The following is a 24,477-nucleotide window of genomic DNA, read 5'->3' on the forward strand; positions in this document are numbered from 1 at the left end:
CCGAAACCCAACAAGGAGTTTCGGATTCTTACACAGCCTGAGGATCGGTCAATGGATCCTTAACTGATCGGCATTAGGCCAATGGCCTCTCTTTTTTTATCTTGTGGGGTGCTTACTGCCCGCTCTGCAGCAATGCCATGCGAAGGCCGACCAGCTCCGCCTGATGGCAATCCAGTTGCAGTAGTTGGCAGCGGATCTCTGTTTTCAGGGCTCGCCGTTGCTGGCCTCGCCCCGTTTCGCCCCCAAGGCGTCTTAGCCATTGGCGCCTGTCCTGCAATTGCCCAAGCCGCTCCTGCCAGCTCACCAGCATGGACAACCAGGCCGGATCCCCTCCCCCCTGTGCCGTCAGCAGCTCCATCCCGTAGCGCGCCTGTTTCAGCACCAGGCGCAGCCGGTGCCAGCACCGAAGTTTCGCCCTGATGCCCACAGGAAGGGAGGTGGTCTTCGCCAGTGCATCCGACAGTGACAGCGCCAGATGCAGCCGAAACAGCGGCAAGAGATCGACACCGACGGGTACCTCTTCCAGTCGGGCCAGCCAACGGGCCAGCGGGCCGGTCAACAGGGGGACCCGTGGCAAGCGGCTCTGCCGAAGCGAGCCACCATGATGCTGCGCATAGACCTGGGCATCGCGCAGGGCGGAGAGCGTACCGACGGCACGGGTCAATCGCAGCTCCAGCTCGGGCTCATGAATGAGGGGTCGCCACAGGGCGAGCAGCGCCAGCAGGCGACGGGCCGCGATCCGGTAGGCATGCACCTCTTCCATCCCCTTGTGCTGGCGCAGTGCCAGGGCCGCCCCCCGATATTGCCCAACGAGCCGGTTGGCCTGCGCAATCCCGCTCTCCCCCATGAACCCTCCCGGCTAGTTGGTATGAAAACCGGTTCCGGTGGGTGGCAACGCCTGGGTGCACTCCATTCGGGTGACGGTGGCGGTTCGGGGCCCGTGCTCAAGCCAGCCCAGCATCATCTGTACCTTCTGTTCGGGACCGGCAATCAGGATTTCCACCGAGCCATCTTCCAGGTTGTAGGCATGCCCCCGCAGCCCCAGTTGCAGCGCCCGCTCCCGGGTGAAGTAGCGAAACCCCACTCCCTGAACCTGACCCCACACCCGCACGACAAACGATTGCTCTCCCATTTATCACACCTTTCCCTTAAGTAATTTTTCCCCGGGGCGATAATGAGCGCGACACTCTCTTCCCCTTGCAGGACGCAATACCATTATGAAAGAAGTAAAGTTTCGGTGGGTTGACCGTTATCTCATTCACCTCACGATCAGCGAGAAATTTCTCATCACCTTCTGGTGCCCCCTGGTGTTCATCGCCTTCCTCACCTGGTATCTGCTGGCCGACGGCCATGATCAGGCGATGCAGCTCAGAGTGGATCAGCTAAAAGGGCGGGTCGAGACCACGGCCCAGCTGGTGAGCCAGCAGCCGACCCTTACCCTGCCCGCGGATCTCGTACTCACGCCTGGCACCGCCACCGGCCTTAGCCAGCAAGGGGACATCTATCGCTATGGCGCCAGCGCAGGTCAGGCGGGCGTCGTCTCCGGCACCCTGGATACGAGTCACTACGCCCTCTGGGATGGTCAGGGCACCACGCTCACCATCATCGCGGTGCTGGCCGCCCTGCTGGCCCTCATCACTCACTATCTGATGACCTTCGTCTCGGGGGCCCTCTACTCCACCAACAAGGCATTGCAGACGGTAGCGAACGGCGATCTCACCTTCCGGCTCAATTTCTTCCCGGTGCGCGATGAGTTCTCCATTCTGGCGGGCAGCATCGACACCTTCACCGACCGCCAGCACAAGATAGTGCAACTGGTGGAAGAGTCCGCCGATGCCCTTACCCTGGCCGCCGACGAATTTCGCGAGCATGCCAGCGACGGCGAGCAGCTTGCCCGCGCCCAGCGCCAGCACATGGACTCCCTGGCCGCCGCCATGGAGCAGATGTCCGCCGCCATCCGGGAAGTGGCCCGCAACGCCAACGACACCCTGCTGCAAACCCGCCAGTCCAGCGACGAGGCGACTCACGGGGCACAGCGGGTGGCACGTACCATCACCGCCATCCGCACCCTGGCAGACGAGATTGGCAATGCCTCGGGCGCGGTCGAGCGGCTGACTCACAACGCCAATCGCATCAACGAAGTGGTCAACGTCATCAACGCCATCTCCCAGCAAACCAACCTGCTGGCCCTCAACGCCGCCATCGAGGCCGCCCGCGCCGGTGAACAGGGACGCGGCTTTGCGGTGGTGGCCGACGAGGTGCGCACCCTCGCCAGCCGCACCCAGCAGGCCACGGTGGAAATCCAGCAGATGATCGAGGAGCTCCAGGCCGGGACCGGGGCGTTGAACGACATCATGGAGAAGACGGTGGGGCGCGCGGCCGACAGCCAGCAGCTCATCACCGAGGTGGGCATGGACATCGAGCGGCTCAGCAACCACAGCGATGCGGTGCTGGAGATGAGCACCCAGATCGCCACCTCCAGCGAAGAGCAGAGTTCGGTGGCCGAAGAGATCACCCGCAACCTCGACAAGGTGCGCCACGAGGCGAGCCGGGTGGAGGAGTCCGCCAGCGCGGCGGTCGCCGGCACCACCGGCCTCAAGGGAACCGCCAGCGAACTCGGTCAGGCGCTCACCGGCCTGCGGATCTGACCCCCTCCGGCAGGCCATCCTCCAGATGGCCTGCCGCGTCTGGGCCAGGCGCTGGGGACGCGCGAAACAGCCCGTCCGACCCTGACCGCGTGAGGATGCACGGATCCCGGTAGACGCGGCTTGCGTGCCTACCCTCACAGCCCCTACTATATGCCCCCTTCTTTTCTACCATCGGCAACTACCCATGAGCGCTTCCATCTATCTCGTCAAAGGCCGCGAAAAATCCCTGCTGCGTCGCCACCCCTGGATCTTCTCCAAGGGCATTGAGCGGGTGCAGGGCAACCCCGTTGACGGCGATACCGTCGAGATCTTCACCCATGACGGCAAATGGCTCGCCCGTGGCGCCTGGTCCGGCAGCTCCCAGATCCGTGCCCGGGTCTGGACCTTCGACAAGGACGAGACCGTCGATCTCGACTTCTTCATCCGCCGTCTCAAATATGCCCAAGAGTCCCGGGATCCGCTTATCAAGCGTCAGGGCCTCACCGGCTATCGCCTCTGCGCCGCCGAATCCGACGGCCTGCCGGGCCTGACTATAGACCGCTACGCCGACTTCCTGGTGTGCCAGATCCTCTCCGCCGGTGCCGAGTTCCAGCGCGAGCTCATCACCCAGGCCCTGCGCACCCTCTACCCCGAGTGCAGCATCTATGAGCGCTCCGACGTGGCCGTGCGCAAGAAGGAAGGGCTGAAGGAGCGCACCGGCGTCATCCATGGCGAGACCCCGACCGACCCCGTGGTGATCGAGGAGAATGGCGGCGTCAAGATCCTGGTCGATATTCGTAACGGTCACAAGACGGGTTTCTATCTGGATCAGCGGGACAACCGCCTTGCCGCAGCGAAATACACTGAAGGCAAGCGGGTGCTCAACTGCTTCTGCTACACCGGCGGTTTCGGGGTCTATGCCCTCCAGGGCGGTGCCAAGGAGGTAGTCAACGTCGATCTCTCCCAGAATGCGCTGGACATCGCCCGCCAGAACGCCGAGCTGAACGGTCTCGATACCAGCAACACCCAGTTCGTGCGTCACGACGTCTTCAAGCTCTTGCGCGAATATCGCGAGAAGGGCGAGAAGTTCGATGTCATCGTGCTGGATCCGCCCAAGTTTGCCGAGAGCAAGGCCCAGCTGCTGGGCGCCTGCCGCGGCTACAAGGACATCAACATGCTGGCGTTCCAACTGCTGGCGCCGGGTGGCGTGCTCTTGACCTACTCCTGCTCCGGCCTGATGGAGCAGAGCCTGTTCCAGAAGATAGTGGCCGATGCGGCCCTCGATGCCGGCCGCGACGCCCAGATCCTGGAGCTCCTCTCCCAGGCATCCGATCACCCCATCGGCACCGCCTATCCGGAAGGCTTCTACCTCAAGGGACTGGTGGTGCGCGCCCGCTAAGCCGAGCAGACCAGCGCAGCCCCCTTGTTCCCGGTGCCAGATCCGGGCCAGGCTGGGTTCTGCTAGTCATCAAAAAGCCCGCGATCAAAGCGGGCTTTTTTTATGCGGCCGCCAAAGAGACAACCTCCCCCCGACTTTGCCACCAACAGCGATTGCTGCCCCCATCCCTCCTCTTCGACTGACGACTGCCATCTTCAATCAAAGGTTGCCGCATCGTTAACCCGATTCTCATCTCTCTTTCACTACACAACCCACCAGCAGAGACATGCCCGGCATTTGCTATATGCAAAAGCATGAAATATTACGCATCAATATTAAAAAATCCTCGGGGAAATATCAGCCATAAACGCATACCCACTCATTTGAATGAATATTGCTGTTTTCCCCTGCAATGGATCACGCCATGCCCCTTGTCCGCCTCGCACATTGCCTGGGGCGACAATACTCGCCCACCACAAGTCATCCCGCTCAATCACGCGCTGGCGCGCCCAGCGGGAAGTAGTGTCGAAATGGCCTCGCCTCCTCCACCACCCGCACGATGGAGGGATGATTGAGCAGACGGGCGCGATAGGCACGCAGACGGCCATAGCCAGCCGGGATCTCGTCGGCGTAGAAGAGCGAGGGGGCGGCGGCGCAATCGGCCAGCGTGAAGTCTGCGCCGGCAATCCAGTGGCGTCCTTCCAGTCGCTGATCAAGCCAGGGGTAGATCTGATCGAGCAGCTCGCGGGCCTCCGCTACGCCATAGTGGTCGCGATCAGCGGCCGGGCGCAGCGCATCCAGCACCACTTTTTGCATCGGCGTCATCACATAGTTGTCGAAGACGCGATCCAGCATATGCACCTCCAGACCCGCATCGCCGGGCGGGATCAGGCTGACGGGGCCCGGATGGTGCGCCTGCAGATGGGCGACGATGGTGCTGCTCTCGAGGATGCAGCGACCATCATCCAGCAACACCGGGAAGCGCTTGAGTGGCCAAAGGGCGGCAAGTTCGGCGCTGGCCGCCGGCTCTTCGAGGTTCCGGTATTCGAACAGGGTGGCATTCTCGTAGAGAGCGATCAGCACTTTCTGGCTGTAGGACGAAAAGGGGTGGGCATAGAGTTTCATGAGGATGTTCCTGACGCTCAGAGGGATGACTTCCCTAGTCTAGATCCCCTCTCTATTTTCGATGCGTCCCTATCCCATGCTGGTTCTGGGATGATAAACGCCCATTCATGACGGCAATCACACCCGTATGACTCTCTTTTAGGTAGGGTGATCCCGCCTGTGGCCGCCAAGCCGGGGCAGCCGACTCATCAGGGTTGATGAGCGGCACCACAACAAAAATCGATGTCAGGCCAAGCTGAACATCATCAAGGATCCCGTCATGAATCAATCATTGCCGCTGTTGACGCCGCTGCGGGGCATCGCTGCCCTGATGGTGGTGCTGTTCCACGCCCGCTTGCTGCTCTTCCCCCAGTGGATGGAGTCGATCGCCGGCCACACCCAACTCATCGAGAACGGCTACCTCTGGGTCGATCTCTTCTTTATCTTGAGCGGGCTGGTGCTGGCCCATGTCTACGGGGAGGCTTTCGCCCGCACGCCCCGCACCATAAGTTATGGCCGCTTCCTCTGGCTGCGGCTCACCCGGGTGTATCCCCTCTACCTGGTGACCCTGCTGCTGCTGGTGGGCTGGGAGCTCTACAAGGCCCACCATGGGATCAATGCTGTTCACTTAAGAGAATTTGAGTTCCAGTCCACGTAGTATCAGGGCTAAAAAATGAGGGAGGCATGATGCCTCCCTCTTTCTATTGCAAGCCACGCTGGATAAAGGCTGAAGGAACATCGACTGGAAACAGCCTTGCTCCCCCAACTCAAGTCGCATTTATGAATAATTAGTCAAAAATGTGCTTATCTGAACAGCATTGCACCATGGGATTGGCTTCTACGCCGGCCCCCTGTTCAAGATGTGGGAGTGGGAAGGAATGCCTCCGTTCGGCTCACCCTTTACCCCGGCCGAGGCGCTGCCAAGCAGCCTGTTGCTGCTGCAGGTGGTGACCGATCACGGATTGACCTGGAACTTCGCCGCCTGGTCGCTCAGCGTGGAGTGGATTAGCTATCTGCTGTTTCCGCTGCTCATTCCCCTCGCCGTCACCCGCAGCCGCTGGAGCAACCTCGCCCCCTTGCTGGCCCTGACGGTGCTGGCCTTTATCGTGCACAGTCGCGGTACCCTGGATGTCACCAGCGGGGCGCTGGCCATCGGGCGCGGGGTGAGTGAATTCGTGCTCGGCCTCTGGCTGCTGCCGAAGGTGAAGGCTGCCCGCCAGTGGCCCATGATGCAGCGGGATCTGCCGCTGCTGCTCGCCTTTTTGCTCCCCTTCGCGCTGATGCAGTTCACCATGACGCCGCAGCTGACCCTGCTGCTGATCAGCGCCTACGTGTTGCTGATCTGGATTGCCGCCTGCCAGGGCGATCGCCAGAGCCCGCTGCTGCGCCTCCTGGACAACCGCTTCACCAACTGGCTGGGGGATCTCTCCTACTCCATCTACCTGCTCCACGCCCTGGTGTTGCTCACCGGCTGCGAGCTTGTCCACTCTCTGGCGCCGGGGCTCACCGCGTGGTGGTACGCCCAGACCAACCCCTTGCTGGGGGTGCTGGCCACCCTGTTGATGCTCGCCGTGCTGATCGGGCTCTCGGCGCTGAGCTACACCCTGCTGGAGCGGCCGCTGCAACGGCGACTGCGCCGGCTAGGCAAGGCTCCCCAACCAGTGATGGAGCAAGCTGGCTAGTTTCCGTCACCACATGCAGCCCCGATGCAAGACCAGCACGTCGTCGGGGCGGCTCAAAGTGAGACTAGCCTGAGCAAGGCGAAGGGTACGGATCTTTTTGAACCCGACGATCCCCTGCGCTTTGTGTGAATTTCAGTTCGAATCAAGAGGGCCGTCTGTGGCATAATGGCCCGTCCTGTGGTCCTCGGCGGGGCTTCGCCGGCGCATCCTTGCCCTCCTCCCGTCCTGCCAGGCAGCCTGACATCACTGTGTTCACAGGCCGCCAGGGCCACCCTATTTTTGCGCGCACATTTGACGGTGCCACAGCAGTTATTTGCACACGCAAGTCTGCCCACACAAGGGGAAAGCATGTCTTCCATTCGTCTGACCCAATACAGCCACGGCGCTGGCTGCGGTTGCAAAATCTCCCCCAAGGTGCTCGACACCATCTTGAAGAGCCAGATCCCGGGCTTTGACGACCCGACGCTGGTGGTCGGCAACAGCAGCAAGGATGACGCGGCCGTGGTCGATATCGGCAACGGTCAGGGTATCGTCTCCACCACCGACTTCTTCATGCCCATCGTCGATGATCCCTTCACCTTCGGCCGCATCGCCGCCACCAACGCCATCAGCGATATCTACGCCATGGGTGGCAAACCCATCGTAGCCATCGCCATCCTTGGCTGGCCCATCAACATACTCGCACCTGAAGTGGCCCAGCAGGTGATCGACGGCGGCCGCCAGGTGTGCCACGAAGCGGGTATTTCTCTGGCCGGCGGCCACAGCATCGATGCCCCCGAGCCCATCTTCGGCCTCGCGGTGACCGGTATCGTGCCACTCGACGCCATCAAGCAGAATGACACCGCCCAGGTGGGCGACACCCTCTATCTGACCAAGCCCCTTGGCATCGGCATCCTCACCACAGCCCAGAAGAAGGGCAAGCTCAAGCCCGAGCATGAGCAACTGGCCCCGGATGCCATGTGCACCCTCAACAAGATTGGCCAGCGCTTCGCCGCCTTACCCGGCGTACACGCCATGACCGACGTGACCGGTTTTGGACTGGCAGGCCACCTGCTGGAGATGTGCGAAGGTTCCGGCGTCAGTGCCCGTCTGGACTTCAAGGCGCTGCCGCTGCTGGACGAGGTGGATTACTACCTGAGTGAGGGCTGCGTACCGGGCGGTACCCTGCGCAACTTCGACTCCTATGGTGACAAGCTGGGCGCCATGGATGATCGCACCCGCAACATTCTGTGCGACCCGCAGACCAGCGGCGGCCTGCTGGTAGCCGTCGGTAAAGAAAGTGAAGCCGAGCTCCTTGCCATTGCCGCACAGGCAGGGCTGACCCTCTCTCCCATCGGCCAGTTGCAGGCCCGCACCGGCAACCAGTTCATCGAGGTTGTCCGATGAGTACCCTGCCACTGGCCACGGATTACGCCCGGATCTTTCTGGATGAGGTTCCACTCATCGATCTGCGCGCCCCCGTCGAGTTCAAGGAAGGGGCCTTTCCCACCGCCGTCAGCCTGCCGCTGATGACGGACGAGGAGCGTGCCCGGGTCGGTACCTGTTACAAGCAGGAGGGTCAGGCCGCAGCCATCGCCCTGGGCCATCAACTGGTGGGAGGCGCGGTGCGCGCCGCGCGCATGGAAGGCTGGCTGGCCAGATTGCGCCAGCAACCCGACGCCCTGCTCTACTGTTTTCGCGGCGGCCTGCGCTCCCAGACAGTACAGCAGTGGCTGGCCGAGGCCGGCATCACCCGCCCCCGGGTCGCGGGCGGCTACAAGGCGCTGCGCCACTTTCTCATCGACACCCAGGCGAAGACCAGTGCAGAGTGCGACTGGACCGTGCTGACCGGCATGACCGGCTCCGGCAAGACCCACATGCTGGCGCACATCACCCAGGCGGTGGATCTGGAAGGGCACGCCCGTCACAGGGGGTCGTCGTTTGGCCAACTGCCGGGTGGGCAACCCGGCAACATCGACTTCGAAAATCGGCTTGCCATCGAGCTGCTTCAGCGTCGCAACCGGGGAGAGTCACAGTTTGTACTGGAAGACGAGAGCCGTCTCATCGGTCGCTGCGCCCTGCCACTCAACCTTTATGAGGCCATGTGCCGGGCTCCCCTAGTGGTGGTGGAGGTGCCGCAGGAGGCACGGGCCGAGCAGATCCGCACCGATTACGTGCAGGATCTCTGGCTCCGCTATCTGGAGTTCCATGGGCCAGATGCAGGCTGGCCGCTGTTTGCCGGCTACCTCACCGACGCCATGGCCAGGCTCAAGCGCCGACTCGGTGACAAGGATTATCGCGAACTCGATGGGCTGTTGCAGGCCGCCCTCAGGGAGCAGGCCCAGAGCGGGGACACCCGCGCCCATCTGGTCTGGATCAGACTGCTGCTGACTCGCTACTATGACCCCATGTACCGCTATCAGCTGGACAACAAGCGCGAGCGGATCCTGTTTCGTGGTGACAAGGAGGCCTGCCTCGCCTTCTTCGCCAAACGCTCCCCCCTTCAGACCCCTCAGGAGAGTCCCACATGTTGAAGTTCGAGGTGATCCCGGTCACCCAGTTCGCCCAGAATTGTTCTCTTATCTGGTGTGACGAGACCCGCCAGGCTGCCCTCGTCGATCCCGGCGGCGAGGCGGACAAGCTGCTGGCCGCCATTGCCAAACGGGGGCTGACCCTCACCCATATCCTGCTGACTCACGGCCATCTGGATCACGTGGGCGCCGCCGCCGAGCTGCGCGAGAGAACCGGTGTCGCCATTACCGGCCCCCACAAGGAGGATGCCTTCTGGCTCGATATCCTGCCCCAGCAGAGCCAGATGTTCGGCTTTGCCCATACTCCGGCCTTTACACCGGATAGCTGGCTCGAACAGGGTGACAAGGTACAGGTTGGCAAATGCGAGCTGGAGGTCTATTTCTGCCCGGGCCACACTCCGGGCCACATCGTGCTGCTCTGCCAGGCAGAACGCCTCGCATGGGTGGGGGATGTGCTCTTTGCCGGCAGCATAGGCCGCACCGATTTCCCGCGCGGGGATCACGGGACGCTGATCAAGTCGATCACCGAGACCCTGCTGCCGCTCGGGGATGAGATCGTCTTTATTCCAGGCCATGGCCCGAGCTCCACCTTTGGTCACGAACGGGCCAGCAATCCCTATCTGACACAGCCCATCTGGTAATCCCCTCGCTCCTCGCGGGCATCCCATTGCGCCTTGAGGCGCAAGATCTCCGGCATGATCTCGAGAAAACGGGAGAGCAGCCGGGGATCGAAGTGCTGGCCTGCACCATCGCGCATGGTAGCCAGCACCCGGTCCAGGGGCCAGGGCTCCTTGTAGGGACGACGCACGCTCAGGGCGTCAAAGACGTCGGCGATGGCCACTATCCGCGACGCCTCGGGGATCCCCTCGCCGGTCTCGCCGGCGGGATAGCCCGAGCCGTCCCATTTCTCGTGGTGGTGCAGGGCAATCTCCGCCGCCATGCGAAAAATGGGGGCATCGGATCGCCTCAGGATCTCGTAACCGATGCGTGGGTGACTGCGCATGATGACCCACTCCTCCTCGGTGAGGGGGCCGGGCTTCTTGAGGATGTGATCGGGGATACCAATCTTGCCCATGTCGTGCATGGGGGCCGCAAGCTCCAGCAGATCCGACTGCTCCGGGCTCCAGCCCGCCGCATCAGCCAGGGCCCGGGCGTATGCGGCCATGCGCCAGATATGCACCCCGGTGTCGGTGTCGTTGTAGTGGCCCGCCTCGCTCAGCATGACGATGGCGGTGCGATAGCTGCACTCGAGCTGATCGAGGCGCACCAGGGAGAGATGATTGCGCACCCGGGCACGCACCGTGCTCGGACAGACCGGCTTGTAGATATAATCCACTCCGCCCGCCTCGAACCCCTGGCTCTCGCTGTCTGCGTTGTCACTCGCGGTGATAAAGAGCACCGGGATCTCGGCGTGAGCCGGATCGGCCTTGAGCCGGCGGCACACTTCGTAACCATCCATGTCGGGCATGCGCACGTCCAGCAGGATAAGTGCCGGCTCGTGACGCCCCACGGCGGCCAACCCCTCCTCTCCCCCTTTGGCAAAGAAGAGGTTGTACTCCTCCTTGAGGATTTGCCGCAGCAACCCGAGGTTGCTCGGCTCGTCGTCGATGATCAGCACTCGCGGTCGACTCATGGCGCAGGTTCCTCCCGATCCTCCAGATAATCCTCCAGCTTGCGGGTGGCGAACGGGATATCGAACAGCTCCAGGGCTGCACTTATTTCGCTCACCAGCTCGCAAGGCAAGTGACTCCTTGCCTGGCTCAGCGCCGGCTCAATCAGATCCAGATCCTCGCTCACCAGGGCCTGATGCAGGGCGTGCAGGCAGACCTCCCGCGCTTCCCCCTGGGCCAGCGGGGAACTGACCGCGCCAGGCTCGCGCCCGGCATAGGTATCGATGGAGTGTTGTGCCCGCTCCAGGGCCTCGAGGAAGGGTGCGATAAGCTGGCTGGTATCGCTCCCCTGCTCGATGGCCTCGTTCAACTCGGCACTGATACGCGCCACATCGGTGAGCGACAGGCTGCCCGCCACCCCCTTGAGCTTGTGGGTCAGGCTCGCGGCCGCATCGGTCTCGTGCTGGGCGATGTAACCCGGCAACACGGTACCGACCGTCATGTAGTCATCGCGAAAACGCCGCAGGTATTTAAGATAGACCGAGGCTTCACCCCAGTTGCGCAGTCCGGTATCGATATCGATGCCGGCCACCGGCTCGTGGGGGAGTCGCTCGTCGTTCACGGTGAGCGGCAGGACTACGTCCGGCAGATAACGCAGCAAGGTCGCGATAAGCTGCTCCACATCGAGCGGCTTGGCGATGAAGTCGTTCATGCCAGAGGCCAGCGCCGCCTCCCGCTGATCCTTGAATACCCCTGCGGTGAGTGCCAGCACGGGAGTCTCCTCCCGCCCCGGCAGCAGGCGCAGGCGACGGGTCGCCTCGTAGCCATCCATCACTGGCATCTGCACATCCATGAGTACCAGATCGATGCGCCGTGCCGGATCTGCCAGGCAGGCCAGGGCTCGCTCCCCATCGATGGCGGTGATCACCTCGGCCCCCTCCCGTTGCAACAAGCGGGTCGCCACCTCCAGGTTGATGTCGCTGTCATCCACCAGCAGTATGTGCACGCCCGGCAGGCGCAGACGGCGCTGGCCACTCTCAAGGGGCTCCACATGCTCGCGCTTCTCGTGGATGAGACGTGCCACCGCGTTGTAGAGACTGGAGCCGGTGACCGGTTTGTGCAGCACCAGATCCACCTGATCCGAGCCGGGGCGGTGCATCAGTTCATCCTGGGAATAGGCGGTCGCCATGATGATGATGGGTGAACGCTCCTGCTGCTCGAAGGCGCGGCGAATGGCCAGGCAGGTCTCGAGCCCGTCCATGCCCGGCATGATCCAGTCGAGCAGGATCACGTCAAAACGCTCCCCCTGGCGCAGCAGATGGTGCAGCGCCTGCTCACCGGACTCCACCACCCGCGACTGCCATCCGAGGGAACCCACCGTCATCGACAGGGCGTCGCGGGTCACCTGATTGTCGTCGGCGATGAGCAGCGAGATGTGCTGCAGGCGCTCGTTCAAGGCCTCGGGCCGCTCCCCCTGCTCCAGCCGGACGCGGAACCAGAATTCGCTCCCCTTGCCAAGCTCGCTGGTGACGCCGATGTCCCCCCCATCAGATTCACCAGGCGGCGACTGATGGTCAGACCAAGCCCGGTGCCCCCGAAGCGGCGACTGGTGGAGGAGTCTGCCTGGGAGAATGCATTGAAAATGTTGGCCTGCTGCTCGGGGGGAATGCCGATCCCGGTGTCGCGCACCCGAAACAGCAAGGTGGCCATGCCGTCTTGCTCTGATTCCAGCACAACCTTGACCTCCACCTCGCCGCGTTCGGTAAACTTGATGGCATTGCCGGTCAGGTTGAGCAGCACCTGCTCGAGGCGCAGGGCGTCCCCAATCAGATGGGAAACCGGCTCGGGGGCACTGCTCACCACCAGTTTGAGGTGCTTCTGGCCAACGCAGGTGGACATGATGGCCGCCACGTGATCGAGCACCTCTTCGAGACTGAATGGCACCCGCTCAAGCTTGAGCCGACCCGACTCAATCTTGGAGAAATCGAGGATGTCGTTGATGATCCCGAGCAGCGCCTGCCCGGCCTGGTGGATTTTGCGCACCAGGGCATGCTGACCATCCTCGAGCCCTCCCTGTTCGAGCAGGTAGGTCAGCCCCATGATGGCGTTCATGGGGGTGCGGATCTCGTGGCTCATGTTGGCGATGAAATCACCTTTGACCTGTGCCAACCTGGCCGCTTCCTGCTGGGCCAGTTGCTCCTTGTGCCTGCTGCGCACCAGTGCAGCCACACCGGCACCAAACAACAGCAGCAGCACGGCGCTGGCGGCCAAGATGATCCCCCAGATATGAGTGCGAATGGCCTGCAGCTCGCTGTGCGGCACCAGGGACGCGGCTTTCCAGATCAGCTGATCATGATTCTGTGCCGGGTACAGGGTGGTCCAGCTCCAGAGTCCGTCGGCAGACTCCATCTGGCCGTTTGATGCGTCCCAGAACGCCTGCCAAGCCTGGGGTGAAGTCTGCTTCAGAGTCAGATCCGGGCGCTCGAGCATGAAGCCCCACTCCCGGGATGGGTCCGGGCTGCGCAGCCAGTATCCGTCCTGGTTGAACAGCATGGTGTGATTGGCTGCCTTGCCGCTGCTGTCGGCAAACTCCTTGAGCATACGGGCGGCCTGGACGTTGATAAGCAGCAAACCAAGATCACGCCCCCCAAGGCGCAGACGCTTGGCAATGCGGATCATGGGGTTGAAGGGGCGATCGATCACCCCGTGTTCAACGTTGAGATCGAGCGGCGAGACGTAGACCCGCTCCCAGGGCAGCGCCATGGCATCACGAAAGTAGTAACGCTCCCCCTTGTTCTGCAACTGGTCGTCCGCTACCCGCCACAGACGCGGACCCTGACGATCGATGCGCACTAGCTCCATGCCATCCGGGGCAAGCCAACGCACCTGGGCATAGTCGGGATTGCGGTTCATCAGGATGGTGAACTGGACGGCCAGGGTCTCACGGTCATTGCGAGCCGCCGCTTCGAGCAGGATGGGTTCTTCCGACATGCTGCGCACATGGCGCAGTGGCACCGCCAGCTCGCCGTCAAGGCGGCCGCTGGCAAGCGCCAGGAAGGTGCTCTCATCACTGCGAACGCGATAGAGCTCGCGTTCGATCAGTGCATTGCCCAGCAAATAGCCACCCGCCAGGACCAGCGCAGAATAGGTGAAAACAGCAGGATATATGTCCGTACGATTCCCTTCATAACGGTCAACATCGCCCCGAAAAATGGACTTGTCCGAGTACCTCTTGAACATCAGAGCACCACAACACGTGTCCTGCTGTCAATCATGCCTACAAGTAAAGACCAATAGTGCTGTTTGAGTATTTTATTTTCCCGGAAAAAATGCTGTAAAAACAAAGAGGCCACCCGATTGGGTGGCCTCTTCACAGGAAAGTTCGTTGTCGATTAGACGCGAACGAAATCCAGGTGAACCAGCTTGTAGCGAACCGGGTGACGCTGGATAGCCTTCACGTTCACTTTGACTTCTTCACCGTTGATGACCAGGGTCAGCTCGGAGGAGTAGAACTCCGGCTTCTCTTGGGCCAGGATCAGCTTTTTGTGGTCCAGGGTAACGGACACGGCTTCTTTGCCTGCACCGTAAACGATGGCAGGAACCAGGTCAGCATGACGCAGGCGGCGGCTCGCACCTTTCCCCAGGTCAGAACGGACTTCAGCTTGGAATACGAAAGACATAGTGATTATCTCTTTTAAGATGAATGTATGGTGTTGACTGCGACCGGTCAGCACCTCGCAAAACGAGCGCGAATACTAGCACGGGCCCGGAGGGGATACAAGGAAAGAACCCGCGGCACTCTTCTCTAGGCAAAAGGCACTCCACCACGCCTCTCGCCATCCCCTAGCGCCCCTGCTCCAGACGGGCAAACTGCTGCTGTCGCTGGGCCGGGCTCAGGGAATCGAATTGCGCCAGAGTCTGCGCTTTCGGGCAATAGAGGCGCTGCCCGGCCTGTACCTGGATCCCTTTGGCCATCCTGTCACGATTTTCCTGCACCAGCGCCAGCAGATAACTGTAAGTATCCGAGCCGCCGGCCTCCTTTGACTGAAGCTGGCTTGCAATGCGCCACAGGGTTTCTCCCGGCGCCACCTGATGACAAACCCGCGATGCCTCCCCTGCCGCCGTGGCGGAAAGAATCAGGGTCGCCTGCTCAGGGGCAGAATCTGCGGTGGCCATGGGCTGTGCATCTCCCTGTCTTGCCAAGGCCTGTGTGGGGACCAGCCCCCCAAGCCGTGCGAGCAAGGGCTCCCCCAGAGGCATCCGCATCTTCCTCTCCCGGGGCAGGGAGAACTCGGCGACAAAGGCGACAGCGCCCGGGACTTCGAACGAGGGGGCCGAGGAGGCGGCTTGCAGTACTGATTGGTGGGGAGCCATTCCATAGGCCATCTCATCGATGCGCTTCAGCCTGGCCAGGTAAGCCTTGGAGAGCTGGGCCTCCCCTTCGAACAGATCGAAGGGGGGCACCAGCCGGGCAGGAAAGAGGATCTGCCAGCGGCCATTCTTCTTTCTCTGTTCAAGTGGGGGAAACTGATTGCCCCGCCAGGCCGCAAAAATGGGCGGCACGGGGCGCTGCACCGGATAGAACTCCGGGTTGAGCTGCACCCAGGTTTGTTCCGCAATGGGTTGATACCCGCTGATGTTGACCAGTGCCACCCCCAACCAGATCCCCAGCATATGACGGCCTCCCTTCCCTTTGGCGTCTCGTTGCTTTCACACTATGGCTCAGAAAACAGATAGATGGCAGCTTAGCACTGGGCAATGGCGCTCTGCACCCGTTTATCCGAGATAGGGTATGGCGTCCCCAGTTGCTGGGCGAAGAAGGAAACTCGCAGCTCCTCGATCATCCAGCGGATATTGGCTACCTCGGCCGGGATCAGCTGGGATTTGGGGATCTTGGCGAGCAGTGCCTTGTACTCCGACTCCACGCTGTGCACCTTGAGCATGTAGACCCGATCCCGGTTGGGATCGATGGCGAGCTTCTCGAGACGACGCTCGATGGCCCGCAGGTAGCGCAGCAAGTCAGGCAGCCGCTGCCAGCCGGTCTCGGTGACAAAGCCCTTGTGGATTAGGTTGCCGAGCTGCTGCTGGATGTCGGACATGGCAAAGGCGGTGTCGAGCTGCATCTTGCCCTTGAGCCGCTTCTTGATCTCGTGGGATAGCGTCAGCACGCCTTCCACCTGCTTGGCCACCTCCACCACCGCATCGTTGAGCTCGGCGCGGACAAACTCCTTGAGCGCCTCGAAACCGGCCTCGTCCCAGGCCATGCCGCCGTGCTGCTCAATCAGCTTGTCACAGCCGCAGGCGATGCAGTCATCGATAAGCTCGGCCACCTTGCCAAACGGGTTGAAATAGAGCCCGAGCTTGGCCTTGTTGGGCAGCTTTTCCTGCAGGTACTTGATGGGAGATGGCACGTTGAGCAGCACCAGCCGACGCTGGCCAGCCCACATCAGCTGCTGCTGCACCACAGGACTTTCCACCAGCTGGATGGCGACCGAATCCTTCTGATCCACCAGGGCCGGATAGGCTTTCACCTCGAAACCGCCCCGCTTCTGACTGTACTCCTGGGGCAACTCGCCAAAGCTCCACAGGGTGAGGCCAGACTGCTCGATGTCATCGTCCGCCACTTGTGACAGGGTCTCCTGCACCTTGCCACGCAGGGACTCTTTCAAGGCCTCCAGATCCTTGCCTTCCGCCACCTTCTTGTGCTTGTCGTCCACCACCCGGAAGGTGAGTTTCAGGTGATCGGGCACCGCAGCCCAGTCCCAGGATTCACGGGGCACGGTCACACCGGTCATGCGGCGCAGCTGGCGCTCCATCTCGTCCAAGAGCGGCCCCTGTTCAGGGTTGATGCTGGCGAGCAGCGCATCGGCATAATTGGGGGCCGGCACGAAGTTCTTGCGCATCGGTTTTGGCATCGACTTGATGAGGGCGACCAACAGCTCGTGACGAAGCCCCGGGATCAACCACTCGAACCCCTTCACCTCCACCTGATTCAGGAGCGGCAGCGGGATATGCAGGGTCACGCCATCGGCGGCCTCCCCCGGCTCGAACTGATAGGTTAGCTTGAGCTTGAGACGCCCCTGCTGCCAGAAGTTGGGGTAGTCGAGATCGCTGATGTGGGCCGCGTCCCCCTTCATCAACATCTCTTTTTCGAAGTTGAGCAGCTCGGCGTCCTGCTTTTGCGCCTCCTTCCACCACTTGTCGAAGTGACGGCTTGATATCACCTCCTCCGGCAAACGGGCATCGTAGAAGCGGAACAAGTCCTCGTCATCCACCAGGATGTCGCGACGCCGCGACTTGTGCTCCAGCGCCTCTACCTCGGCCAGGAGCTTGCGGTTATCGCTGAAGAAACGGTGACGGGTCTCGAAATCCCCCTCCACCAGCGCGCGGCGGATGAAGAGCTCGCGGCACAGGGCCGGATCGATGCGGCTGAAGTTGATGGTGCGCTCGTTGACCAAAGTCAGACCATAGAGGGTCACCTTCTCCTTGGCCATCACGGCGCCGTTTTTCTTCGACCAGTGAGGGTCGCTGTGGTGCAGCTTGATGAGGTGACCTGCCAGCGGCTCCACCCACTCCGGTTCAATCTTGGCGTTGATGCGGGCGTAGAGGCGCGAGGTCTCCACCAATTCTGCGGCCATCACCCACTTGGGCGGTTTCTTGAACAGACCCGAGGCCGGGAAGAGGTGGAAACGGCCATTGCGGGCGCCGAGGAACTCGGGCTTCTCCAGATCCTTGTTGCCGATATGGCTCAAGAGGCCGGTCAGCAGGGCGCAGTGCACCGTCTTGAAATCTGCCGGTTCCTGATTGGCTTTAAAACCCAGCTCCTTGACCGTCTGACGCAGCTGGAAGTGAATGTCCTGCCACTCGCGCACCCGCAGGTAGGAGAGAAACTCCTTCTGGCACATGCGGCGAAACGGGTTGCTGCCAAGGGCATCCTGCTGCTCTTTCAGATAGTTCCAGAGGTTAACAAAAGCGAGGAAGTCGGAATCCTTGTCTTCAAAGCGTCTGTGCTGCTCGTCGGCGGCCTGCTTTTTCTCCATGGGCCGCTCGCGGGGATCCTGAATGCTGAGGGCGGCGGTGATCACCATCACCTCACTCAGGCAGCCGGTCTGCGCCGCACTGATCACCATCTTCGCCAGACGCGGATCAAGGGGAATGCGCGAGAGCTGGCGACCGATCTCGGTCAGCTGCAGTTTGGCTTCGCGATCGCCGGTGGCGGGCAGCTCGCGCACCGCCTCCAGCTCTTTCAAGAGGGTCAGACCGTCCTTGATATGGCGCGACTCGGGTGGCTCGACGAAGGGGAACGCCTCCATATTGCCAAGGCCGAGCGCCAGCATCTGCAGGATGACCGATGCCAGGTTGGTGCGCAGGATCTCGGGGTCGGTAAAGGCGGGGCGGCTATTGAAATCCTCCTCTGAGTAGAGACGGATACAGATACCGTCCGCCACCCGACCGCAACGCCCTTTACGCTGGTTGGCGCTGGCCTGGGAGACCGGCTCGATGGGCAGGCGCTGCACCTTGGTGCGCCAGGAATAGCGGCTGATGCGGGCGGTGCCCGGATCGATGACGTAGCGAATGCCCGGCACCGTCAGCGAGGTCTCCGCCACGTTGGTAGCAAGCACGATACGCCGTCCGGCATGTTGCTGGAATACCTTGTTCTGCTCGGCGTTGGAGAGGCGGGCGTAGAGCGGCAGCACCTCGGTGTCGCGCAGATTGAGCTTGCGCAGGGCATCGGCGGTATCGCGGATCTCCCGCTCGCCGTTCATGAAGATGAGGATGTCCCCCAGCCCTTCGCGGGCCAGCTCTTCCACCGCATCGAAGATCCCCTGCAGTTCGTCGCGCTCCTCCAGCCCTTCGCTTTTATCACTGACGAGCGGGCGGTAGCGCACCTCCACCGGATAAGTGCGGCCAGAGACCTCGATCACCGGCGCCTTGTTGAAATGACGGGAGAAGCGCTGCGGGTCGATAGTGGCCGAGGTGATGATCACCTTGAGATCGGGGCGCTTGGGCAGCAGCTGTTTGAGATAGCCCAGAATGAAGTCGATGTTGAGGCTGCGCTCGTGGGCCTCATCGATGATGATGGTGTCGTACTGGGTGAGCATCCGGTCGTTCTGGATCTCCGCCAGCAGGATACCGTCGGTCATCAGCTTGATGTGGGTATGCTCGCTCACCTGATCGGTAAAGCGCACCTTGTAACCCACGTAGTGGCCAAGCTCGGACTCCATCTCCTCGGCGATGCGGGCTGCGACGGTACGGGCCGCCAGACGGCGCGGCTGGGTGTGGCCGATGAAGCCCTTGACCCCACGCCCGAGCGCCAGACAGATCTTGGGGATCTGGGTGGTTTTGCCCGAACCGGTTTCGCCGGCGATGATCACCACTTGATGCTCTTCAATGGCTTTGGCGATCTCCCCCTGCTTCTGGCTGACTGGCAGATTGTCCGGATAGGTGACCTTGGGCACGCCCGCCAGACGGGACTGGTAGCGCGCCTGTGCCACATCCAGGTCAGCGGCGATGGTCTCGAGCACGGCAGCCTGCTTGGCTTCCGGCAGCTTCTTGACCCCGTGCAGTCGACTGGAGAGACGGCGGGCGTCGAGATTCATGCAGGCGGTAAGACGGCGGCGCAGCGCCTCGATAGAGAGAGACAAGGTACGAATTCCTTAAAAGAGTGCCCATCAAGGGCCATATCGATAGCTGGAGGAGATCCTAAAGAGCGAGGCTGGGCGGTGCAAGCCTTAAAGCGCCGCGCCAGCACATCAAGCCGGAGGCGTCATGACCGTCACGGATGAAAAGAGCAGGCCGGAGCCTGCTCTTTGAAAACAACCAGACAACACCGTTCAGACTCTGGCCTGATGCACGAAACAGGTGCCAAGCTGGGCGTGGATGGCCTGCATCACATTGTGGCGGTTGATGACCCCGAGCAGGCGCCCCTCCTCCACCACAGGATAGATCTTGGGCTTTTGACCCATCATCATCTCCGCCAGATCCAGGATGCTGGTGTCGGGGCCGACTGCCAGCACCTCCTTGCGCATCACATCCCTGACCTGGGCCACCTGTTCACAGTGGTAGGCCTCTTTCAACATGACGGCGATGCAATCCTGCTCGGAGACCCAGCCAATCAGATGTCCCTGGCTGTCCACTACGGGGCCGCCCAACTGATGACTGTTGAGAAATTTTTCCACCGCCGCCTGTACCATCATCTCTGCGCTGAAGGTGATGGGCTTGGTCTGCATGTAGTCCTTTGCCTTGAGTGATTCCATGACGCTTTCCCCCAACGAGCCTCCCGAGGGGAGGCAAGAGCCGGGCACTATGTCCGGCTCACTCCAAGCATAGTCCGCATGGATCAGGAGATGGATTGCAGCAAGAGCAAGAGCTCGTTCTGGCTGTGGCAGTCGGTCTTCTTGAACACCCCTTTCAGGGTGGAGCGCACGGTTTCCACCTTGACACCGCGCAGCTCCGCGATGTCGTTGCTGCTGTAACCCTTGCTCATCAGTACCAGCAGCTCCTTCTCGCCGATGGTGAGGGGATAGAGGCTGGCCAGCGCTTCGATGTCGGGGTTGAAGGCGTGCTCGGGGTCACGCAGCACCACTTCCACATAGCGTTCAAAGCGGCTGAGTCCGCTCATCAGGGTGCATTGGACCAGCAGCGGGCGCAGGTTAGGCTGACGGGGAATGGACATATAGGCGCTGGCGCCGGGCAGCAAATAGGCAAAGCCATTGAGGATCTCCTTGAGCTGGCGTTGCTGCTCCTTATTCTGCAAAGATAAAATGCCATTGATGGCCCGCAATTCCACATTTTCATCGGCGATACGGTTGAAGGCCACATTGGAATAATGAATATGCCCCTTGTCGTCTATGATGGCGCTGGGCTTATTATGGTTTTTCACCAGCTGTTGCAACTGATAGTTCTGGGTTTCCAGGGCCAGCAAGTTCCAATAATGGTGGCTCCAGGCCGCCAGTCCGGAATAGATTTCAGAGAGCGAGGTGAGGTCGCGACTACTGAAATCATCTTGCGCTGCACCACGGTAACTGCACAGGCTGCTCAGCCCACGCCCTTTCACCTGGCAGACGCCGCCGGCGGCGAATTGGGCGCCGAAACTTGCCAGCAGGCCCACCGAGCTTGAAATGCTGTTGGCGCTGACAATCCCCTTGCACCCTTAACCATCCCCTCATATGAGCGAGGCGTGGCGCGGCTTCTGAGGTATGATCGCCATCCTTGACCAGCTAATACCCAACAGACTATCCCCATGTTTAACCACGAACTAATCCTCAACCACATCGACGATATATTTGGACAAGACATGCATGCCAAGCGTGTTCTTTCCCTCGCCAATGCTACCCTCGGGGTTATCGAGTCAGGTTCACTGGCCATCCACGCCATCGGTAGTGGCCTCTCCTTGGCCAACGGTCTCGAACGTAAACATGCGGTTAAACAGGTGGATCGCCTGCTCACTAACACCAAGCTCAATGTCTGGAGCCTCTTTGACGATTGGGTGCCCTATGTGGTCGGTGAACGTACCGAGATCGTAGTCTCCATGGACTGGACCGAATTCGATGCCGATGATCACAGTACCTTGGTTATCAGCCTGCAAACCAACCACAGTCGCAGTACTCCGCTGCTGTGGAAAACCCATCGGAAATCGTTGCTCAAAGGGCAACGCAATGCCCATGAGAAAGAGCTGCTCACCAAGCTCAAGCAGACGTTGCCAGAGGGTATCTTCGTGACGGTAGTCGCTGACCGCGGCTTTGGTTACATGGAGCTGTTCGAACGCCTGGAGCAAGAGCTAGGCTTTGCTTATCTCATTAGATTTAAAGGAAATGTTTTGGTTGGTTACCCTGGTGTAGAGCAGGTTCCAGCTCGGGACTGGCTAACGCCGACCGGGCGCACCCGAACCCTCAAAGCGGTGGAGCTAACTGGGCAGCGACAGCCTGTCGAACGGGTCTATTGTTGTCACAAGAGTGGCATGAAAGACGCGTGGTTTCTGGCCAGTAACCGGACCGACCTGAGCGCCGCCAAGGCGTTGCAACTATACGGCCAGCGCTGGGGTATCGAGACCAGTTTTCGTGATATCAAAGATTACAAATTCGGCATGGGTATGGGAGATGTGCACATCAGTAATCCGGTCCGGCGCGACCGACTGTTTTTATTCAGTGCCCTGGCCATCGTCTTGCTGACGCTGCTGGGTAAGGCTGGAGACAGTGTCGGTCTAGAGAGAACGATCAAGGTCAATACCAGCAAGAGCCGAACCTATTCGTTCTTTCGGCAAGGGGTCATCTATTACCAGTTGCTACCTAAAATGAAAGAAGCCAATGCGGTCTTGTTGATGGATAAATTTATCTACTACCTGAAGCAACACCGCTTATATACCCGCACACTTGGAATTATTTGAGTCTCTAAAAATGAGGGGATCTCTGAGCCTTGCACCCTTTATCCAAGTAATGGTTGAACCACACATCCTGGCGATGATGTTGCAGGTAAAACTGCTGCTGGGCCTCGGTCAGACCGCTGGAAAAAAGCTTTATTCCGTCGCTCTTGTCATCATCCCGCAATAAAAACAGGGATGAACTACAGGAAACGTCGGCGCGAAATTGGTCCACGACGAGCTTAATGTCAGAATCATTAATACCGCACTCGTATAACTGGCTGATATAGGGCGATATCCTTTCTTTCTCTAAGGAAAGTGCGAACAAGTATCCCAAGAACAAAAAATGAAAATTTTAGTCATTTAATATCAATGGGTTACCAGTAAATGCTCTCGTGCCATATGACTTATTCGCACCTTCCCTAATGCCTTCACACCCGAACTCCTAATTCTTATTTTTATTGAAGAGGCATCTTACTCTGCAATGGGATAGTCGAAAAGTAGTCAAATGAACAAAGGGTTTATGATTTATTCATAAATAGTCATGAATATAGGCTCATGAATGAATATGGCCAAAAAGGGTAAATAGCCGCTCATGTTTTTCCTGGCGCTGGTCGCTTACCTCCCTGTTTTACCTCTTGATGTCTCACCACCCACTCGCCATCCCGGCCCCTCTTCCCCCCAAGATCACGCTTTTCAACATTGGGGTCATCTGCATCCACACCGATTCACATGTTGCATTTTGGTGACTTTGGTGTTTCCATTTTGAGCGCCGGACGATATTGTATATACAAATCATCCCCTCAACGGAATTGAACCATGCGGACCACAAGGAGAGAAAATGGAACCTGAACACACGCTCACTGCACCGGCAGGATCAGGGGCCGGCATCAAGCTGCTGTTGGCCAGCCTGCTTGGCATCGCCATCTTTTTTGTTCCCTTCGAGCTTGGCGGGCGCAGCACCATAGTGGTGGATCACCTGGCCGGCTTTCTGATTGCCCAGCGCCCCCTTGCCCTGACCCTCATTCTCTTGCTCATCGCCTATGGCGCCATCACCCCCTTGCTGGATGGCCGCTGGCGCGCCCGTCCCATCGACAGGGTATTGAGCCTGTTCAAGCTGCTCGGACTGGCCCTGGCCATTTTGTATGTCACAGACTGGGGCCCTGCCTGGTTGATGACCCCGGATCGCCTCCCCTTCCTGTTCGACAAACTGGCAATGTCAGTGGGTCTCATCGTGCCTATCGGCGCCATGGCCCTGACCTTCCTGCTCGGTTTCGGCCTGCTGGAATTCATCGGGGTGCTGATGCAACCCGTGATGCGCCCCCTGTGGCGCACGCCGGGTCACTCCGCTATCGATGCGGTCGCCTCTTTCGTCGGCAGCTACTCGGTGGGCCTGCTCATCACCAACCGAGTCTTCCTCGCGGGCAAGTACACGGTGCGAGAAGCCGTCATCATCGCCACCGGCTTCTCCACCGTCTCGGCCGCCTTCATGATCATCGTGGCCAAGACCCTCAACCTGATGGGACACTGGAACTTCTACTTCTGGTCCACCCTAGTGATCACTTTCGTCATCACCGCCATCCTGGCGCGTGTTCCTCCCATCAGTCGCCTGGCTCACCATGGCGAGACCGACGAGCCGCTACCGGCTGGCATGAGCCGCTGGCAGGCAGCCCTCACCTGCGGCCTGACCCAGTCCCACCAGGCCGATCCCCTGCTGCGGCAATTGAAGGACAACCTCAGGGACGGTCTTCACATGGCCGCTGCCGTGGTGCCCACCATACTGTCCGTCGGTCTGCTGGGCCTGCTGCTGGCAAAGCACACCCCCCTGTTCGATCTGCTGGGCTGGCTGCTCTGGCCACTGACCTGGCTGCTGGATCTCGGCGAGCCGCTCGCCACCGCCAAGGCCCTCTCGGCCGGTCTGGCCGAGATGTTCCTGCCCGCCATCCTGCTCAAGGATGCCGACCTGCTGGTGCGCTATGTCGCGGCCGTGGTTTCGGTCAGCTCGGTGCTCTTCTTCTCTGCCTCCATCCCCTGCATCCTGGCCACCCGGATCCCGGTGAGCGTGGGACAGCTGGTGGTGATCTGGCTGCTGCGCACCCTGCTTGGCATCCTGCTGGCCGCCTTGTGCGGCAGGCTGGCGCTGGCCCTCGGCTGGCTCGGTTGACCAGGGCTCATAAAAAAACAAAGCGCCATCAGGCGCTTTGTTT

At 60.7% G+C, this 24,477-nt stretch carries 15 protein-coding genes and 5 pseudogenes; 9 read left to right on the top strand and 11 right to left on the bottom strand.

The window, feature by feature from the left end:
- Window positions 1–112 precede the first annotated feature (112 nt).
- Both PG896_RS08430 and PG896_RS08435 read right to left on the bottom strand, forming a co-directional pair.
- Window positions 113–847, bottom strand: a complete 735-nt coding sequence (locus PG896_RS08430; protein WP_128313222.1) for a CHAD domain-containing protein — start codon at window positions 845–847, stop codon at window positions 113–115.
- Between the two features lie 12 nt (window positions 848–859).
- On the bottom strand, window positions 860–1,132 hold the full coding sequence (locus PG896_RS08435) for an acylphosphatase (protein ID WP_010674727.1): 273 nt from the start codon (window positions 1,130–1,132) through the stop codon (window positions 860–862).
- An 85-nt stretch (window positions 1,133–1,217) separates the two neighbouring features.
- On the opposite strand from PG896_RS08435, the gene PG896_RS08440 reads away from it, so the two are divergent.
- Together PG896_RS08440 and PG896_RS08445 are read left to right on the top strand one after the other, a co-directional pair.
- Window positions 1,218–2,648 (top strand): methyl-accepting chemotaxis protein, encoded by a 1,431-nt coding sequence (locus PG896_RS08440; RefSeq protein WP_171865368.1) that lies wholly within the window; start codon window positions 1,218–1,220, stop codon window positions 2,646–2,648.
- A 184-nt stretch (window positions 2,649–2,832) separates the two neighbouring features.
- Entirely contained in the window at window positions 2,833–4,026 is a 1,194-nt protein-coding gene (locus PG896_RS08445) for a class I SAM-dependent methyltransferase (protein ID WP_171865369.1), read from the top strand.
- Window positions 4,027–4,494: 468 nt separating this feature from the next.
- Here the strand turns inward: PG896_RS08445 and PG896_RS08450 are convergent, their stop codons facing one another.
- Window positions 4,495–5,130 carry a glutathione S-transferase family protein gene (locus tag PG896_RS08450; protein ID WP_270835596.1) on the bottom strand — a complete coding sequence of 212 codons (636 nt, stop codon included), beginning with the start codon at window positions 5,128–5,130 and terminating at the stop codon, window positions 4,495–4,497.
- A gap of 259 nt (window positions 5,131–5,389) precedes the next feature.
- Between PG896_RS08450 and PG896_RS08455 the strand changes: the two are divergent.
- From PG896_RS08455 to PG896_RS08475, 5 genes and pseudogenes are all read left to right on the top strand, one after another.
- A pseudogene (locus PG896_RS08455) lies at window positions 5,390–5,758 on the top strand (acyltransferase family protein); the annotation flags it as partial.
- Window positions 5,759–5,930: 172 nt separating this feature from the next.
- Window positions 5,931–6,791, top strand: a pseudogene (locus PG896_RS08460) (acyltransferase family protein); the annotation flags it as partial.
- Window positions 6,792–7,139: 348 nt separating this feature from the next.
- Window positions 7,140–8,177 (top strand): selenide, water dikinase SelD, encoded by a 1,038-nt coding sequence (selD, locus tag PG896_RS08465; RefSeq protein ID WP_128312997.1) that lies wholly within the window; start codon window positions 7,140–7,142, stop codon window positions 8,175–8,177.
- Window positions 8,174–9,304 (top strand): tRNA 2-selenouridine(34) synthase MnmH, encoded by a 1,131-nt coding sequence (gene mnmH, locus PG896_RS08470; RefSeq protein ID WP_124243829.1) that lies wholly within the window; start codon window positions 8,174–8,176, stop codon window positions 9,302–9,304. Before selD ends, mnmH begins: the two co-directional genes overlap by 4 nt.
- Window positions 9,298–9,942: an MBL fold metallo-hydrolase gene (locus PG896_RS08475; RefSeq protein WP_042017624.1), complete on the top strand. Its 645-nt coding sequence runs from the start codon at window positions 9,298–9,300 to the stop codon at window positions 9,940–9,942. Before mnmH ends, PG896_RS08475 begins: the two co-directional genes overlap by 7 nt.
- On the opposite strand, the gene PG896_RS08480 is transcribed toward PG896_RS08475, so the two are convergent.
- From PG896_RS08480 to PG896_RS08515, 7 genes and pseudogenes are all read right to left on the bottom strand, one after another.
- Window positions 9,918–10,934: a response regulator gene (locus PG896_RS08480; protein WP_128312998.1), complete on the bottom strand. Its 1,017-nt coding sequence runs from the start codon at window positions 10,932–10,934 to the stop codon at window positions 9,918–9,920. The genes PG896_RS08475 and PG896_RS08480 overlap by 25 nt on opposite strands.
- Window positions 10,931–14,099: pseudogene (locus PG896_RS21145) on the bottom strand (response regulator). The gene PG896_RS08480 and the pseudogene PG896_RS21145 overlap by 4 nt, the downstream one beginning before the upstream one ends.
- A gap of 204 nt (window positions 14,100–14,303) precedes the next feature.
- The gene (rplY, locus tag PG896_RS08495) at window positions 14,304–14,591 is read right to left on the bottom strand and encodes a 50S ribosomal protein L25 (RefSeq protein ID WP_010674717.1); all 288 of its coding nucleotides are present in this window, start codon (window positions 14,589–14,591) and stop codon (window positions 14,304–14,306) included.
- Between the two features lie 163 nt (window positions 14,592–14,754).
- On the bottom strand, window positions 14,755–15,585 hold the full coding sequence (locus PG896_RS08500) for a LysM peptidoglycan-binding domain-containing protein (RefSeq protein WP_052815105.1): 831 nt from the start codon (window positions 15,583–15,585) through the stop codon (window positions 14,755–14,757).
- Between the two features lie 71 nt (window positions 15,586–15,656).
- On the bottom strand, window positions 15,657–19,556 hold the full coding sequence (gene hrpA, locus PG896_RS08505) for an ATP-dependent RNA helicase HrpA (protein ID WP_270835599.1): 3,900 nt from the start codon (window positions 19,554–19,556) through the stop codon (window positions 15,657–15,659).
- Between the two features lie 189 nt (window positions 19,557–19,745).
- The gene (locus PG896_RS08510; RefSeq protein WP_010674714.1) at window positions 19,746–20,168 is read right to left on the bottom strand and encodes a CBS domain-containing protein; all 423 of its coding nucleotides are present in this window, start codon (window positions 20,166–20,168) and stop codon (window positions 19,746–19,748) included.
- A gap of 83 nt (window positions 20,169–20,251) precedes the next feature.
- A pseudogene (locus PG896_RS08515) lies at window positions 20,252–21,064 on the bottom strand (helix-turn-helix transcriptional regulator); the annotation flags it as partial.
- Between the two features lie 90 nt (window positions 21,065–21,154).
- Here PG896_RS08515 and PG896_RS08520 point away from each other — a divergent pair.
- The gene (locus tag PG896_RS08520; RefSeq protein ID WP_139701073.1) at window positions 21,155–22,297 is read left to right on the top strand and encodes an IS4-like element ISAs18 family transposase; all 1,143 of its coding nucleotides are present in this window, start codon (window positions 21,155–21,157) and stop codon (window positions 22,295–22,297) included.
- A gap of 28 nt (window positions 22,298–22,325) precedes the next feature.
- Here PG896_RS08520 and PG896_RS21150 read toward each other — a convergent pair.
- Window positions 22,326–22,568, bottom strand: a pseudogene (locus PG896_RS21150) (LuxR family transcriptional regulator); the annotation flags it as partial.
- Between the two features lie 543 nt (window positions 22,569–23,111).
- Here PG896_RS21150 and PG896_RS08525 point away from each other — a divergent pair.
- On the top strand, window positions 23,112–24,434 hold the full coding sequence (locus PG896_RS08525) for a YjiH family protein (protein WP_010674712.1): 1,323 nt from the start codon (window positions 23,112–23,114) through the stop codon (window positions 24,432–24,434).
- The last annotated feature ends 43 nt before the right edge of the window (window positions 24,435–24,477 follow it).

This window comes from Aeromonas sp. QDB30, from assembly GCF_027707645.1.
Lineage (GTDB): Bacteria > Pseudomonadota > Gammaproteobacteria > Enterobacterales > Aeromonadaceae > Aeromonas > Aeromonas caviae.

Coding starts and splice junctions, on each gene's coding strand:
- PG896_RS08430 (WP_128313222.1), bottom strand. CDS start 847: ATGGGGGAGAGCGGGATTGCGCAGGCCAACCGGCTCGTTGGGCAATAT.
- PG896_RS08435 (WP_010674727.1), bottom strand. CDS start 1,132: ATGGGAGAGCAATCGTTTGTCGTGCGGGTGTGGGGTCAGGTTCAGGGA.
- PG896_RS08440 (WP_171865368.1), top strand. CDS start 1,218: ATGAAAGAAGTAAAGTTTCGGTGGGTTGACCGTTATCTCATTCACCTC.
- PG896_RS08445 (WP_171865369.1), top strand. CDS start 2,833: ATGAGCGCTTCCATCTATCTCGTCAAAGGCCGCGAAAAATCCCTGCTG.
- PG896_RS08450 (WP_270835596.1), bottom strand. CDS start 5,130: ATGAAACTCTATGCCCACCCCTTTTCGTCCTACAGCCAGAAAGTGCTG.
- selD (WP_128312997.1), top strand. CDS start 7,140: ATGTCTTCCATTCGTCTGACCCAATACAGCCACGGCGCTGGCTGCGGT.
- mnmH (WP_124243829.1), top strand. CDS start 8,174: ATGAGTACCCTGCCACTGGCCACGGATTACGCCCGGATCTTTCTGGAT.
- PG896_RS08475 (WP_042017624.1), top strand. CDS start 9,298: ATGTTGAAGTTCGAGGTGATCCCGGTCACCCAGTTCGCCCAGAATTGT.
- PG896_RS08480 (WP_128312998.1), bottom strand. CDS start 10,934: ATGAGTCGACCGCGAGTGCTGATCATCGACGACGAGCCGAGCAACCTC.
- rplY (WP_010674717.1), bottom strand. CDS start 14,591: ATGTCTTTCGTATTCCAAGCTGAAGTCCGTTCTGACCTGGGGAAAGGT.
- PG896_RS08500 (WP_052815105.1), bottom strand. CDS start 15,585: ATGCTGGGGATCTGGTTGGGGGTGGCACTGGTCAACATCAGCGGGTAT.
- PG896_RS08510 (WP_010674714.1), bottom strand. CDS start 20,168: ATGGAATCACTCAAGGCAAAGGACTACATGCAGACCAAGCCCATCACC.
- PG896_RS08520 (WP_139701073.1), top strand. CDS start 21,155: ATGTTTAACCACGAACTAATCCTCAACCACATCGACGATATATTTGGA.
- PG896_RS08525 (WP_010674712.1), top strand. CDS start 23,112: ATGGAACCTGAACACACGCTCACTGCACCGGCAGGATCAGGGGCCGGC.